Annotated in this window: 13 protein-coding genes; 7 read left to right on the top strand and 6 right to left on the bottom strand. The window is 32.8% G+C overall.

Going from position 1 to position 14,415, the window contains the following annotated elements:
* The first annotated feature begins 129 nt into the window (after positions 1-129).
* On the top strand, positions 130-2,961 hold the full coding sequence (gene secA / locus HA143_RS09300) for a preprotein translocase subunit SecA (RefSeq protein ID WP_209086424.1): 2,832 nt from the start codon (positions 130-132) through the stop codon (positions 2,959-2,961).
* Between the two features lie 8 nt (positions 2,962-2,969).
* Here secA and cysE read toward each other — a convergent pair whose 3' ends face one another.
* The 4 genes from cysE to miaA form a co-directional block, all read right to left on the bottom strand.
* Positions 2,970-3,704 carry a serine O-acetyltransferase gene (cysE, locus tag HA143_RS09295; RefSeq protein WP_209086650.1) on the bottom strand — a complete coding sequence of 245 codons (735 nt, stop codon included), beginning with the start codon at positions 3,702-3,704 and terminating at the stop codon, positions 2,970-2,972.
* Positions 3,705-3,710: 6 nt separating this feature from the next.
* Positions 3,711-4,697 carry a GntR family transcriptional regulator gene (locus HA143_RS09290; protein WP_209086422.1) on the bottom strand — a complete coding sequence of 329 codons (987 nt, stop codon included), beginning with the start codon at positions 4,695-4,697 and terminating at the stop codon, positions 3,711-3,713.
* A 78-nt stretch (positions 4,698-4,775) separates the two neighbouring features.
* Positions 4,776-5,348: a translation initiation factor IF-3 gene (gene infC / locus HA143_RS09285; protein ID WP_209086420.1), complete on the bottom strand. Its 573-nt coding sequence runs from the start codon at positions 5,346-5,348 to the stop codon at positions 4,776-4,778.
* A gap of 55 nt (positions 5,349-5,403) precedes the next feature.
* Positions 5,404-6,303: a tRNA (adenosine(37)-N6)-dimethylallyltransferase MiaA gene (miaA, locus tag HA143_RS09280; protein ID WP_209086418.1), complete on the bottom strand. Its 900-nt coding sequence runs from the start codon at positions 6,301-6,303 to the stop codon at positions 5,404-5,406.
* 152 nt (positions 6,304-6,455) lie between these two features.
* Here miaA and gyrB point away from each other — a divergent pair, with 152 nt between their 5' ends.
* The 5 genes from gyrB (at position 6,456) to HA143_RS09255 (ending at position 12,003) form a co-directional block, all read left to right on the top strand.
* A complete protein-coding gene (gyrB, locus tag HA143_RS09275; RefSeq protein ID WP_209086416.1) occupies positions 6,456-8,423 on the top strand; it encodes a DNA topoisomerase (ATP-hydrolyzing) subunit B in 1,968 nt (655 codons plus the stop codon).
* Entirely contained in the window at positions 8,420-8,749 is a 330-nt protein-coding gene (locus HA143_RS09270; protein ID WP_209086413.1) for a hypothetical protein, read from the top strand. Before gyrB ends, HA143_RS09270 begins: the two co-directional genes overlap by 4 nt.
* A gap of 2 nt (positions 8,750-8,751) precedes the next feature.
* Positions 8,752-9,120: a fluoride efflux transporter FluC gene (locus HA143_RS09265; protein WP_209086411.1), complete on the top strand. Its 369-nt coding sequence runs from the start codon at positions 8,752-8,754 to the stop codon at positions 9,118-9,120.
* Positions 9,121-9,491: 371 nt separating this feature from the next.
* On the top strand, positions 9,492-10,901 hold the full coding sequence (gene mgtE / locus HA143_RS09260; RefSeq protein ID WP_209086408.1) for a magnesium transporter: 1,410 nt from the start codon (positions 9,492-9,494) through the stop codon (positions 10,899-10,901).
* A gap of 100 nt (positions 10,902-11,001) precedes the next feature.
* Entirely contained in the window at positions 11,002-12,003 is a 1,002-nt protein-coding gene (locus tag HA143_RS09255; protein ID WP_209086406.1) for an RpoD/SigA family RNA polymerase sigma factor, read from the top strand.
* Here the strand turns inward: HA143_RS09255 and HA143_RS09250 are convergent.
* The gene (locus HA143_RS09250) at positions 11,988-12,902 is read right to left on the bottom strand and encodes an alpha/beta fold hydrolase (RefSeq protein WP_209086404.1); all 915 of its coding nucleotides are present in this window, start codon (positions 12,900-12,902) and stop codon (positions 11,988-11,990) included. The genes HA143_RS09255 and HA143_RS09250 overlap by 16 nt on opposite strands.
* 90 nt (positions 12,903-12,992) lie before the next feature.
* On the opposite strand from HA143_RS09250, the gene HA143_RS09245 reads away from it, so the two are divergent.
* A complete protein-coding gene (locus tag HA143_RS09245; protein ID WP_209086402.1) occupies positions 12,993-13,991 on the top strand; it encodes a carbohydrate kinase family protein in 999 nt (332 codons plus the stop codon).
* On the opposite strand, the gene tsaE is transcribed toward HA143_RS09245, so the two are convergent.
* Positions 13,949-14,386 (bottom strand): tRNA (adenosine(37)-N6)-threonylcarbamoyltransferase complex ATPase subunit type 1 TsaE, encoded by a 438-nt coding sequence (gene tsaE / locus HA143_RS09240; protein WP_209086400.1) that lies wholly within the window; start codon positions 14,384-14,386, stop codon positions 13,949-13,951. The two genes, HA143_RS09245 and tsaE, sit on opposite strands and share 43 nt — an antisense overlap.
* Positions 14,387-14,415: the final 29 nt, after the last annotated feature.

Here is a 14,415-nt window from a genome sequence, read left to right as displayed (position 1 = left end):
TTTTGATTTTAATTTAAATACCCTAGTCGATCATTTCTATAAAATAAAGAGATATGATTTTTATTCATTCTGTTGTATCGCACTAATTTATAATGTTTGTAATAAGATGAATTTTAAGGACTTTTACTTATGCTAAAACTTTTGTTGGGAGACCCGAATACACGAAAGTTAAAGCGCTATCAACCAATAGTGGAAGAGATAAATTTTTTAGAAGAAGAAATTTCTAACTTAACCGATGATGATTTGAGACAACAAACTCATCATCTGAAATCAAAGATCTCATCAGAATTAGATATTAAAAAACAAAAGGAACTCTTAGAAGAATGTCTTCCAAAAGCCTTTGCAATTGTTAGAGAAGCGAGTAAACGTGTGCTTGATATGAGACATTTTGATGTTCAGTTAATAGGCGGAATGGTTTTACATGAGTGTCAAATTGCCGAGATGAAGACTGGAGAAGGAAAAACTCTTGTTGCAACATTACCTTGTTATTTAAATGCTTTAACTGGAAAAGGGGTTCATGTAGTTACCGTTAATGATTATTTAGCTAGAAGAGATGCCGAGTGGATGGGACAAGTTCATCGTTTTTTAGGTTTATCGGTTGGTTTGATTCAGCAAGATATGAGTCCAGTTGAGAGAAAGAAAAATTACGACTGTGATATAACTTATGCCACAAATTCGGAATTAGGATTTGATTATTTAAGAGATAATATGTCTACTGATATTGTGGAGGTAGTGCAAAGACAATTCAATTACTGTGTTATTGACGAGGTTGATTCAATATTAATTGATGAAGCAAGAACACCTCTAATTATATCTGGCCAAGTTGAAAGACCTCAAGAAAAATATCAAAAGGCTTCAGAATTAGCTTTGGCATTAGTCAAAGCAAAAGAATTAAGTAAAGATGGTATTGATCCAGAAGGAGATTATGAAGTTGATGAAAAGCAGAGAAGTTGCATATTAACTGATCAGGGTTTTGCTAAATGTGAAGATTATTTGGGAGTTAGTGATTTATATAATCCTCAAGATCCTTGGGCGCATTATATAACTAATGCTTTAAAAGCTAAAGAATTATTTATTAAAGATGTAAATTATATTATTAAAAATGATGAGGCTGTTATAGTTGATGAATTTACTGGTAGGGTGATGCCAGGAAGGCGTTGGAGTGACGGACAGCATCAGGCAATAGAAGCAAAAGAGAGTCTTAAAATTCAGCCTGAGACTCAAACATTAGCATCCATAACTTATCAGAATTTTTTTCTCTTATATCCCGGTCTAGCAGGAATGACGGGAACTGCAAAAACTGAGGAGGTTGAATTCGAAAAAACTTATAAATTAGAATCAACAGTCATACCAACCAATCAAATAAGAAAAAGAAAAGATTGGCCTGATCAAGTATTTAAGACAGAGTTAGGTAAATGGAAAGCCGTTGCCAAAGAAACTGCAAAAATCCATAGAGAAGGTAGACCTGTTTTAGTTGGTACAACAAGCGTTGAAAAAAGTGAGTTACTTAGTTCACTTTTATCTGAAGAAAAAATCCCACATAATTTGTTAAATGCTAAGCCAGAGAACGTTGAACGTGAGGCGGAAATTGTTGCTCAGGCTGGAAGAGCAGGTGCTGTTACTATTGCTACTAATATGGCTGGAAGGGGTACAGATATCATTCTTGGAGGTAATAGTGACTATATGGCAAGACTTAAATTAAAAGAAATTTTAATTCCTTTGCTAGTAAAGCCAGACAATGAGCATAAGCCACCAATTCCTAAACAAAGAACTTCAAAAGCTAAGAATGGTTTTTCTTCACAATTGGGCTCGAATTTGAAAAAGAACGTTTCAAATTCTTCAACTAGTCTTTTCCCTTGCAAGTTGGATGAAGAAATTGAAAAAACACTCTCTATCTTATCCAATAAACTTGTTGAAAATTGGGGTGATAGACAACTTTCAGTCTTGGAGTTGGATGATCGGATAGCTACTGCAGCAGAAAAAGCACCGACTGAGGATAATATGATAAAGCTTTTGAGAGGAGCTTTATCAGATGTAAAAAAAGAATATGAAGCAGTTTTGATTCATGAGGAACAAACAGTAAGAGAAGTTGGCGGTTTACATGTCATCGGTACTGAGAGGCATGAATCAAGAAGAGTTGATAATCAACTTAGAGGAAGGGCAGGAAGACAAGGTGATCTTGGAAGTACAAGATTCTTTTTATCTTTAGAAGATAATTTATTAAGGATTTTTGGCGGTGACAGGGTGGCAAATCTAATGAATGCATTTAGGGTTGATGAAGATATGCCTATAGAATCTGGAATGCTTACTAGATCTTTAGAAAGTGCTCAAAAGAAAGTAGAAACTTATTATTACGACATCAGAAAACAAGTTTTTGAATATGACGAGGTAATGAATAATCAAAGAAAAGCAGTTTATGGCGAAAGACTAAGAGTCTTGCAAGGAAGTGATTTAAAGATGCAAGTAATAGGATATGGAGAAAGAACAATGAGTGAAATAGTAGAGGCTTATATTAATCCTGATCTCCCTCCAGAAGAATGGAATATTGATCAATTAATTTCTAAAGTCAAAGAATTTATATATTTATTAGATGATCTGAAAGCTGATGATATTAATTTGTTGTCAATAGAAGAGTTAAAAAACTATCTTCAAGAGCAGTTAAGAATAGCTTATGATTTAAAGGAATCACAAATAGAAAAGATTCGTTCAGGATTAATGAGGGAAGCTGAAAGATTTTTTATTTTGCAGCAAATTGATAATTTATGGCGAGAACATCTTCAATCCATGGATTCCTTGAGGGAATCAGTTGGCTTGAGAGGTTATGGCCAAAAAGATCCTTTAATTGAATATAAAAATGAAGGATACGATATGTTTCTTGAAATGATGACAAATATGAGACGAAATGTTATTTATTCAATGTTTATGTTTCAACCTAAAACCAACAAGGATGACAAAAATTAAATCAAGATTTAATCATCTCCAAGAAATTCAAAAATTTCTTTGTCTTTAATATTTTGAGAATCACCGAGTTTAGAAATATCAATAGATTCTGAGTTAGCTAGACATTGTAGAGTTTTTTGTAATTTAAGAATTTCATTTTCCAGGGAGTCTATCCTATCCATTAAATTTTTTATCACATTAGCTTCTGCATCTGGTAAGGCAGAGTGAGCTAATGGATTTACTTTGACACCACTTTGATGCACTACTCTACCAGGAACTCCAACCACAGTACTGTTCCCTTCGACATTACGAACAACTACTGAACCCGCACCAATACGAGTATTAGATCCTACTGTGATAGATCCAAGAACTTTTGCACCTGCTCCAACTACAACATTTTCCATAAGGGTTGGGTGTCTTTTCCCATGACTTTTACCAGTGCCTCCTAATGTTACTCCTTGATAAAGCAGACAATTATTGCCTATTTCAGCTGTTTCACCAATGACAACTCCCATTCCATGATCTATGAAAACCCTTTTACCAATTTTGGCTCCAGGATGGATTTCAATTCCTGTTAATAGCCTATTAAGATGACTGAAAAAGCGGGGTATTACAGGAATTTTTAATTTCCATAATTTATGAGTAAACCTATGAATAACAATTGATTGAAAGCCTGGGTAGCAAAGAAAAATCTCTAATATTCCTCTCGCAGCAGGATCTCTTTCTTTGATAATTTCTATATCTGATTTAAAAGTTCTCAACACCATGGTCTAATTAATAACTCCAATTTCTTTTTTTAATTGATTTATTGTTTCAATACTCAAATAATTTTTAGCGCATATTATGTGAGGTAATCTCATTAGCTGAGACCGATTTTTTAATAAGGTGTTTTCTACAACTGATAAACTAGGCCCATCACACACTATGTGGTTTGAAGCCTTTAAAAGTGAAAGTAATCTACTGTTATTATCTGAGATTGCGGTCATAAGCATTAATTCACTACCTCGCATGCTGTGTATGATAATTTCTGCTGCCCTCAATAACCCAGGACTAATGCTAACAATCCCTACGCAATTTCCAGTATTTAATTCTTTAATAATTTTCAATTCTTTTTGAAAGTCGCTCAAGTCAACTGCAATAGCACGTACTCCATGTTGTTTGGCAACCTTTTCTAGAGGCTGTAAAAAATATCTGCTTGTGACGATCGTACCATTATTTGAATTGCTCAAAACTTTTTCTAATTCTTCCATTGGAACAACTTCTACTGGGACATTAACTTTTGGAGAGAGGTCTTCTGCTATTAGCATAGAAGCGCCTATATCTTCTCTAGGAGTGCTGACTATAATTCTTGCTCCACATTTAATACGCCAATCAATTTCATTAGTTAAAATTTCTCTTGTTTCTTGTAAGGTGCAGCCAAGATTCATAAAGTTATCAATAGCCTTCTTTGCCTCTTGATCTGGTTGTTTATTTATTTTGTCTTTTGAATAAACTGATTTTTTAAATTCTCTTTTAGTAAGATTATCTCTTACATAGATTCCAGATCCAGCTATCGCTTCAACAACCCCATCTATTTCAAGTTGTCTGTAAACTTTGCTTATAGTATTTCGGTGCAGTCCAGTCTGCATTGCAAGTTGTCTCGTGCTTGGAAGTCTGTGACCTGGAGGATAATGCCTCGCTGCTATTGCAAAGCAAATTTGATTATATAGTTGTGTTGAGGCTGGGATATCACTTTCTTGTTGAATATTGAATCTCACTTTTGAAAAATCCTTTCTAATTAATTTTTATCCCTAGTGACAGTTTAACATTCGTCATATTTTTTCGATCACTTTTTTTCATTCTTCATCCTTTTTTATAAGAGGAGTTTTTCTAGGACTTAAAAACATAATCATATTTCTACCTTCTCTTTTTGGCTTTTGTTGTACTTCTGATTGCTCTTCTAAATCATTAGCCATTTTTAAAAGAAGTGTTTCAGCTAAATTTGAGTGTTGAATTTCTCTACCCCTAAAAATCACAGTGCATTTTACTTTATCTCCCGATTTTAAAAATTTAGTAGCTTGGCCTATGCGTACGTCATAATCATGTTTGTCAATTTTGTACCTCATTTTTACTTCTTTAACTTCTGTTTGATGAGATTTTTTTCTTGCTTCTTTTGCTTTCTTTTCTTGTTCAAATTTATATTTCCCATAGTCCATGATTCTACAAACTGGAGGATTTGCTTTTTCGCTTACCAAAACTAAATCAAGTTCTCTTTGAGAAGCTATTTCTAATGCTTTTAATCTATCTATAACACCTAATTGTTTTCCATCTGAATCAACGACTCTCAATTGAGGGTATTTTATTCTTTCATTAATATTTGGGAGCTCTCTAACAGGAGCGCGGCGGTCAAAGCGTGGGCGTGGTGGCATTCAGTTTAGTTAAAAATTGATTGGATGATGAACAAAATCTATATATTTTATAAAGTTAGCCTAAAAAAGACTCTATCTTAATTATTGCATCTTTTAGCAGGTTTTTGTTATTAAGCCAAATAGGATTATTTTTATTACGAAACCATGTTTTTTGTCTTTTGGCAAATTGGATAGTTTTTGTAGTAGTTAACTCAATCGCCTTATCAATAGTTAAATGCTTATTTAAGACATCCCTTGCTTCACGGTAACCAATGGTTTGTAATATCGCCAAATCAGATCCATATTGAGAAATTAAGTGCTTTGTTTCTTCAACAATGCCTGCTAGAAACATATTTTTTGTTCTTTGCAAAATTCTCTCTTTTAAATTATCTCTATCTAATCCAAGTTCTAATATTTTCCAGTCAGGAGGATTCTGCACTTTTTGAGTTGATAAAGGTTTACCTGTTACGTAAAAGACTTCTAAAGCTCTTATTGTTCTATTTTGATCAGCAAAATTGATTGTTTTAGTTGATACTGGATCACAATTTTTTAATAGTTCCCAACATTCTTGCTGACCAAGTTTTTCTAATTGTTCTCTCAAATTCTTTTGCGGAGGAACATCTGGCACAAAAAATCCTTTTGTTATTGAGTTCATATATAAACCACTTCCTCCAACAAGAAAAGGTAAATAATTCTGAGTAATTTCTCTTTTAATTGATTTTTGAGCAATTTCTTGAAATTGTTTTACATTAATTGGATTGATCGGCTCTGCAATATCTATTAAAAAATGCTTTATTTTTTTTTGTTGATTTTCAGATGGTTTGGCTGTGCCAATATCCATATACTTGTATATTTGTCTTGAATCTATATTATGTATACGAGTTTTAAAATATTCTGCAATTTCAATGGCTAATTCTGTTTTGCCACTTGCTGTGGCTCCAATTAAAACTATTACATGAGGCTGATAAGAAGACATATTAATTTCTGAAGAAAAATCTATTAGCTATATAATTAAAGTGATTAAATTTTTCATAGACTTCGAGCCTTTCTCTTATTGCGATGGTAAGTTTAATGAAAGAACTTTTAAAAATAATATTTTAAAAGTGTAATGTTTTTTTTTTATATTAAATGAGTGAGGACAAAAGATCTAATAAAATCTCAAATGATTATGGTGCGGAACAGATTCAGGTTTTAGAGGGTTTAGAGCCAGTTCGTAAACGGCCTGGGATGTATATAGGTTCTACAGGTCCTAGAGGTTTGCATCATTTAGTATATGAGGTGGTTGATAATTCAGTTGATGAGGCACTTGCAGGGCATTGTGATCATATAGAAATAGTTCTACAATCAGATGGCTCAGCTTTAATCTCTGATAATGGACGAGGTATCCCAACAGATATTCATCCAAGGACAGGGAAAAGTGCCTTAGAAACTGTACTGACTGTTCTTCACGCGGGAGGTAAATTCGGAAGTGGTGGTTATAAAGTTTCAGGCGGCTTGCATGGAGTAGGTATATCTGTAGTTAATGCTTTAAGCGAGTGGGTGAATGTGACTGTTTATAGAGAAGGCAGTGAGTTTAACCAAAGATTTGAAAAAGGTTTATCGAAGGGTGAATTGCATACTAAAAAACAGTCTATAAAACCTTTTAAAAAAGGAACCACTATTTGTTTTAAACCCGATAAAACAATTTTTTCTGGAGGAATCGAATTTGAATATGCTCTTCTTTCATCTAGGTTAAGAGAACTAGCTTATCTGAATGGCGGTGTAAAAATTGTTTTTAGAGATGAGAGAACTGAATTGCCAGATGGTTCTTTTAAAGAAGAAATTTACTTATATGAAGGAGGCATTAAAGAATATGTTCAATACATGAATGCAGAAAAGGATTCTATTCATCCTGAGATAATTTATGTTGACTCACAAAAAGAAAATGTTTACGTGGAAGCAGCTTTGCAGTGGTGCTCAGATGTATATTCAGATAATATTTTAGGTTTTGCAAATAATATTAGAACTATTGATGGAGGTACACATATTGAAGGACTAAAGACAGTTTTAACAAGAACATTCAATAATCTTGCAAAAAAGAGAGGCAAAAGAAAAGACATTGAAAAAAATTTAGCTGGTGAAAATATTAGAGAAGGCTTGACTGTAGTTTTATCAGTTAAAGTTCCTGAGCCCGAATTTGAAGGACAAACAAAAACAAAATTAGGGAATACTGAAGTAAGAGGAATTGTTGATTCTCTTATCGGGGAAGCTCTTACAAAATATATGGAATTTAATCCTGGAATTTTAGATTTGATTCTTGAAAAAGCAATTCAATCATTTAATGCAGCGGAAGCTGCAAGAAGGGCCAGGGAATTAGTCCGAAGAAAAAGTGTTCTTGAAAGTTCTACTTTACCTGGTAAATTAGCAGATTGTAGCTCTAGAGATCCATCAGAATCAGAAATTTATATCGTTGAGGGAGATTCTGCAGGGGGTTCTGCAAAACAAGGAAGAGATAGAAAGTTCCAGGCCATTTTGCCTCTAAGGGGTAAAATTCTTAATATCGAAAAAACTGACGATACTAAAATCTATAAAAATACAGAAATTCAGTCATTAATAACGGCTTTAGGATTAGGTATAAAAGGAGAGGAGTTCAACGAAAGCTCTTTGAGATATCACAGGGTTGTAATTATGACGGATGCTGATGTTGATGGTGCTCATATAAGAACTTTATTATTGACATTTTTTTATAGATATCAAAGAGAACTTGTTGAAAAAGGTTTTATATACATTGCTTGTCCACCCCTTTATAAAGTTGAAAGAGGTAAGAATCATAAATACTGTTATAACGAGAATCAATTAAAGGATACAATTGCAGGTTTTGGAGAAAATGCAAATTATAATATTCAGAGATTTAAGGGATTAGGTGAGATGATGCCAAAACAATTGTGGGATACCACTATGAATCCTCAAACACGGATGATGAAAAGGGTTGAGATTGAAGATGCGCTCGAGGCTGACAGAATATTCAATATTTTAATGGGAGATAAAGTTGCACCAAGAAGAGAATTTATTGAAACGCATAGTAGCAACTTAGATATGTCAACTTTAGATATATGATTAATCATCTTCTTAAGAATCTTTGCTTAATTACATTTGCATTAATTGCTCCAATTACATTACCTGCTGGTGGAATTCAGAAAAATTTAAATCAAAATAAGTTTCCTATTAATACAAAAGAAATTATATTGATTTCCAATACTTCTCTTTATTCTTTTCCTGAAATTCAGGCTAAAGAATTATTAGTTCTTGATATAGGCACAACTGTATCAGTTTTACGTAATTGGAGAATCAGTGAAAGTGAACTTTGGGTTAGAGTTGAATTAGCTTCTAATCAGTTACTAGACGATCCTAATAAAATTAAAAAAGGCTGGATAAAAATGTAAGTTTGGATATTAACTCAATAATTATTGTTTTATTTGGGAGTTCTTTTGGATTGATACTAAGGATATTTATACAAAATAATTTAAAAATTAATTTAGGATTTAACATTCAAAATACTTCAATAGTAAATTTCATAGCATCGTTTTTTTTGGGAATTTTAGTGGCATTAAATTTTATTCATAACAAAATATTATTGTTATCTTATGCCGGTTTTTTAGGATCTTTTAGTACATTTTCTTCTTTTATATATCAACTATTTGTTTTGTTACAACAGGGTAAATTGATGCGTTTATTTTTTCACTATATTGAGGCAATAATACTTTCCTTTTGCTGCTTTTATTTAGGTTATTATTTGATGCAAATTTTTAAATGAAAATAAAACATTGTATTTATATTCTTTTGGCTTGTTATTTAGCTACTTCTTTAAGATTATTGATAAATAATGATTTCATTGTTTCAATAATTGGATCATTTTTTTTTGGTTTTGTGATTGCAAAAAGATTAAGTTACTTGAAGGAAGAAATTATGTTAAGTGGTTTTTTTTCTTGCTTTACATCCTTTAGCGGATTTATATTTTTTTTGTACAAGATTTTAGATCAAGAAAATTTTATAAAATTTATATTTTGGTTTAATTTTATTATTATATTAAATCTATTTACAATGTATTTAGGGTTCTTTATCAGTAGAAAAATTACTTAGATTTCATATAATGGTGTTGTTACTTTGATAAATGGTTTATATATTATGAACGAAAATAATCTTGAAACGGTTACATCCTTATCTTCAGATTTAAGTAGTCGAGGCAATATTACTATTCAACTTGAAGCATTACTCGTCGCAGGAAATTATGATGAGGCAAAGCTACTTTTAGAACCTTCCCAACCTGTTGATATTGCAGATGCTATTGGAAGCCTTCCATTCATACTGCAGGCATTAGCATTTCGATTGTTAAAAAAAAATGAGGCAATTGAGGTTTATGAATATTTAGATCCAGTAGTTCAGCAAACTTTATTAGACAGACTTCGTTCAGGAGAAGTTTTAGAAATCGTTGAGAAAATGTCTCCTGATGATAGAGTTCAACTTTTCGACGAATTACCTGCAAAAGTTGTACGAAAATTTTTGTCTGCTCTTAGTCCTGGTGAAAGAAAAGTAACAGCTGAATTACTTGGATATGAACCCGAAACTGCGGGAAGATTAATGACAACTGAATTCATAGACCTTAAAGAGATGCAGACAGCAGCTGAAGCTCTCTCTTTAGTTAGAAAAAGGGCTCCATTTACAGAAACTATTTACAGCTTATATGTTACTGATAAAGAGAGACATTTAACTGGGATTCTCTCTTTGAGAGACCTTGTAACTGCGGATCCATCTAAGCCGATTGGAGATGTAATGACAAAAGATGTAGTTAATATATCTACTAATACTAATCAAGAAGAGGTCGCAAGAGCAATACAAAGATACGATTTTTTAGCGCTCCCAGTTGTTGACAAAGAAAAAAGACTTGTTGGGATAGTAACGGTTGACGATTTAATTGATGTCATAGAGCAAGAAGCTACAAGAGATATTTATGCAGCCGGGGCAGTTCAGCCTGGAGATGAAGATGATTATTTTCAAAGTAGTTTGTTCACGATAGCTCGGCGAAGGATTTTGTGGTTGTTAATTTTGGTATTAGCAAATGGGTTAACGACAAAAGTGATAGCGATGAATGATCAAATATTAAAAGAAATAGTTTTATTAGCTGCATTTATTCCACTGCTTATAGGGACTGGGGGAAATGTTGGCGCTCAAAGTTCAACAGTTGTGATTAGAGGTTTAAGTACTCAAAAATTGAAGTCTCTTGGAGCAATAAAGGCAGTAGTTAAGGAGGCAATATCAGGCGCTATTTTAGGTGTTTTGATGATGCTAGTAGTTTTCCCCTTCGCTTGGTGGCAAGGAGAAGGTCCTTTAATAGCCTCTGCGGTAGGAATAAGTTTAATATGTATAACGACTTTAGCTGCTACAACAGGAGCCATCCTCCCCTTGTTGTTCGATAGAATGAGATTGGACCCAGCCTTAATGTCCTCTCCTTTTATAACAACTGTCACTGATATTGCAGGTGTATTTATTTATCTGAATACTGCAAAATGGCTATTAAGCTCTTCATTATTAATCTAATTTCACTAGGTATTTATTCTCATTTTTGTAAATTTGTGGATTTTTTTGTTTAACTTTACATTTCTTAATGGTATTGTTTACCAAACAACATTCAACTTTCATGTCTTCTGAAACATTAAGTGATAATAAATTAGCGACAATTGCAAGTTTAAAAGCTAGTTACGATGTCGACCTGGTTAGATCTTATTTGAGGGATATAGGTAGAGTTCCACTATTATCTCACGAGCAAGAAATTACTCTTGGTAGGCAGGTCCAAGAATATATGCAAGTTGAAAGAGCAGAATTGGAAATTATTGAATTAACAGGAGATAAGCCAAGTATTGAAGACTTATCAAACAAATTAAATTTATCGACTGCCATAATAAAAAAAAGATTGAGAGCTGGACAGAGGGCTAAGGAAAGAATGGTCGCAGCGAATTTAAGGTTGGTAGTTAGTGTTGCAAAAAAATATACTAAAAGAAATATGGAATTATTAGATTTAATCCAAGAGGGAACGATAGGACTTGTGAGGGGAGTAGAAAAATTTGATCCAGCTAGAGGCTATAAATTTTCAACATATGCATATTGGTGGATTAGACAAGGTATTACTAGAGCAATAGCTGAAAAAAGTAGGGCAATAAGGCTACCAATTCACATAACAGAAATGTTGAATAAGTTGAAAAAAGGTCAGAGAGAGTTAAGTCAAGAAATGTCTAGAACTCCAACAGTAAGTGAGCTCGCGAAATATGTAGAGCTTCCAGAAGCAGATGTAAAAGATTTGATGTGTAAAGCTGGACAGCCAGTTAGTCTTGAGACAAAGGTTGGTGATGGTGAGGACACTGTTTTATTAGATTTACTAGCAGGTGGTGAGGATCTGCCAGACGAACAAATAGAGATGGATTGTATGAGAGGCGATCTTCATTCTCTTTTGCATCAATTACCAGATTTGCAATGTAGAGTTTTAAGAATGAGATACGGGATGGATGGTGACGAGCCAATGTCTCTTACTGGTATAGGTAGGGTACTAGGAATAAGTAGGGACAGAGTACGAAACCTAGAGCGAGATGGATTAAGAGGTTTGAGAAGACTTAGTGATAATGTAGAAGCCTATTTTGTTTCCTGAAGAAATTCACATATTAATTTATTTGTTTCTTCAGGTTCTTCATCATGTGGGCAATGGCCTGCACCTTTAATAATATCTAATCTTTGAATATTCCTAAATTTTTTTTTCCACTCTTTTGCTTCACTTAAAGATTCCCAAGGATCTTTTTCTCCCCAAATCAATTGGATTGGACTATCAACCTTATCGAAAAGCTCTGTAGCAAGATAGTCATCAAACAAGTTAATAAAGCCACGAAATGCTTCTTTAGAGTTTTTCCTTTTAGAGGGTTTATATAATATTTCAATTAATTCTTCATCGATATTTTTTCCTGAGGGGTAAGCTTTTTTAAGTATTTTCTTTATAACTTGTCGATTCGCAGCTCTTGTAAAAAGTGTATTACTAATTATTCTCTGTCTGACTAATGTTTTTAATACGGGCCTTAGTAAATTCATTAAAATATCACTTTGTTTCAAGCGTTTATCATCCATAGTTCTTTGAGCACAATCAATCAAAATGAGACCTTTACAATCATCTTTAAGAATTTCAGCAGTTTTCAATGCAATAACACCACCAATTGAGTTGCCTACCAAGTAAACAGGAGATTTTATGACCTCTGAACAAAATGTTGATATTTGATTACTCCATAAGTCAAATGAATATTGAGTTGAGTTTTCTTTATAAGGTTCGAAATTTAATAAAGCACTAGGCTGACTGCTTTCTCCGAATCCTAGTAAATCAATTGCGTAGCAATTAAAAACTTTACCTAGAAAATCTTGATTATGTCTCCAATGTTTTTTTGATGCTCCAAATCCATGTACTAATAGAATATTTATATTATTTTTGCAAGTAGATTTTTTTGAAACAGACCATGAAATTTCCCAATTTTTCCATTTCCAAATTTCAGATTTATTAAAAGACACTATGAATAAGCTATTAATTAAACTTTAATTCAAAAAAAATTTATTTGTTTTTGATTAATTATTCTTAGGTAAGAAAAATGGTGTCATTTTATGAAAAAGACAAAGGTAGTGTGTATTGGAGAGGCATTAATAGACAGGATCAGGAATAAGTCAAATCAAGGATTTCAAGATTTTTTGGGAGGTGCACCAGCTAATGTTGCTTGTGCATTAAGAAAATTAAAAATAGATTCAATATTTATTGGGCGTTTAGGAAGTGATGATTTTGGAAAAAGATTTATTGAGCAATTTAATGCATTGGGTGTTAATTTAGATTTTTTGCAATTAGATAATGATTCAACTACTCGCGTGGTTAATGTAGATAGAGATCAATTTGGAGATCGTTTTTTTTCAGGATTTGAACCAAGCTCTCATTCATCCTTTGCTGACGAGTTTCTTAGTAAGAAATTAATTGAAAAAGAACTTCCAAATTTGGAGAAATTGTTTCTAGAAACTAAATATTTGGTTTCGGGAACCATCTTACTATCATCTCCAATTTCTGCAGAAACTATTTTTTTTATTTTAGAACAGGCCAATAAATTTGAAGTCAAAATAATTATTGATTTGAATTGGAGAGAAGTCTTTTGGGATTATTCAAGTTTCTCATCAGAAATTAGTAAAAAAGCTAGAGTTAATTTAATTAAAAAATTTTTAAATCATGCTCATGTTTTAAAACTTTCTAAGGAAGAAGCGACTATGTTTTTTGAGCATGAAAATCCTTTCCTAATATCTCAAGAAATGTCAAAAAGACCAGATGTAATAATAACTGATGGAAAACACCCTGTTGCATGGTATATCAATGGATTGCAAGGGTCCAATGAAATCCCTGATTCACAAATAATTGTCGACACTACTGGTGCAGGGGATGCCTTTCTCGCTGGCTTAATTTCACAATTAATTTCTTCTGGTTATCCTTCAAATAAATTAGAGATCGAAGATTGTGTTCAGTTTGCAAGTGTTTGTGGATTATTAACTTGTTATGGTGAAGGTGCAATCGAGCAACAGCCAGATTATGAAAATGTTAAGAAATTTTTAGGATCCTTTATTTTGTAGTTCCTTCCACTTTTTTTTGCGTAACTAATTTCTATTTTCCAGAAACTTTCAATAAGTGGTTCTATTAATTCTGGCCATTCAATAACCAAAATAGCGTCGTTTTCTACTGCTTCTTCTGCCTCAGCAAAAAACACTTCTTTTGCTGACGAAATATTTTCTAACCTGTATAAATCAAGATGAATTAGCGGAATTTTTCCAGAATTATAGTGATGAGATAAAGCAAAGGTAGGGCTTGTAATATCCTCAGAGATAGATAACCCTTTCGCAATGCCTTGCACAAATGAAGTTTTTCCAGCTCCAATTGGACCCTGTAATAAAACAATTGATTGGGGATTGAATTTTTGTGAGAGTTTTTTTCCTAAGTGTAAAGTCTCTTTTAAATTCTCTACAAACACAAAATTATACGAAAATCATTTATAGTTTA

The sequence above is a fragment of the Prochlorococcus marinus CUG1415 genome, from assembly GCF_017696015.1.
GTDB lineage: Bacteria > Cyanobacteriota > Cyanobacteriia > PCC-6307 > Cyanobiaceae > Prochlorococcus_A > Prochlorococcus_A marinus_AE.
The sequence above is the reverse complement of the archived record's forward strand: the minus strand, read 5'-3'. Positions and strand labels throughout refer to the sequence as shown.